Annotated in this window: 1 protein-coding gene; it reads left to right on the forward strand. The window is 39.1% G+C overall.

Features of this window, described 5'->3' with window-relative positions:
* Window positions 1-357: 357 nt before the first annotated feature.
* Window positions 358-1,049: sugar phosphate nucleotidyltransferase (locus tag ACYVRH_RS13195; RefSeq protein ID WP_461257358.1), on the forward strand; the 692-nt coding region annotated here is incomplete at its 3' end.

Here is a 1,049-nt window from a genome sequence, read left to right on the forward strand (position 1 = left end):
TAAATTCCCTGTTCTATTCCGGTAACAACAGACGCTCCCGGCACAATGTCCGCGTTTATAACACGGTGAAGCCCCGCCCAATCGCTATGTTCGCCAAAAAGACAAAGCCTGCCGGGAACAAAAAGTGATGTTTTTTTATGCATTTATTTGTTCTCCTGTTTGTAAATTGAGAATTACTCTATAGGACTTATACTAAAACTAGTCAACCCTATCCCTAACATTCTTGGGTCTCCTTCCGGCATTGCGGGGTTTTTAATATTGAATTGAACAATAACAGGGTATACTCCATTCCTTTCTTTAAGGTAGTCAATTTTTATAGGAATTGTAATTTCGTTTGCACCTTCAACGGTAAAGTCATTGACATTTGGCGGAAAAGGCGTTGGTTCACAAGGCGACGGTTCTGTGCAATTTCTTGCAAAGGATGAGGAATGTCAAAAGAAGTTAGTTGATTATCTTAACGAAAATGATCTTACGGCATACTCTCTTACAATTAAGCCCCGTCATCTTGTGCATAAGGCTATTATTCCCGTAGCGGGGTATGGTACAAGGCTTTATCCTGCGACCCGAAGCATGAAAAAAGAATTCATGCCGGTAATAGACAGTGATGGCATGGTTAAACCGGTTATTCTGATACTTTTGGAACAGCTTTATGACAGCGGGATAGATGAAATTTGTCTTATTACAGGCGGAGAAGATGAAATTGAAGTTTATAAAAAATATTTCCAATCTTCACTACCGGAGAAACACTCTGAAAAACTTCCGGCAAGTATGCTGGATTATGAAAATAAAATAATTGAAATTGGAAAAAAAATTACTTTTTGTATTCAAAAAGAAAAAAAAGGCTTTGGTCATGCGGTTTTTCAAGGCAGGGATTTTTGCGGCGATGAGCCTGTATTGCTGTTGTTAGGTGATACTATTTACCGCTCAGGTATGCAAAAAACGTGTAGTGTGCAATTGATAGAAGCTTATGAGCGTTTGGACACTCCCGTTGTTTCGATACACAAGATACCTGTTGAACAGGTCGTACATTACGGAATACTCTCAATTGA

This window comes from Treponema sp. R80B11-R83G3 (genome assembly GCF_054786115.1).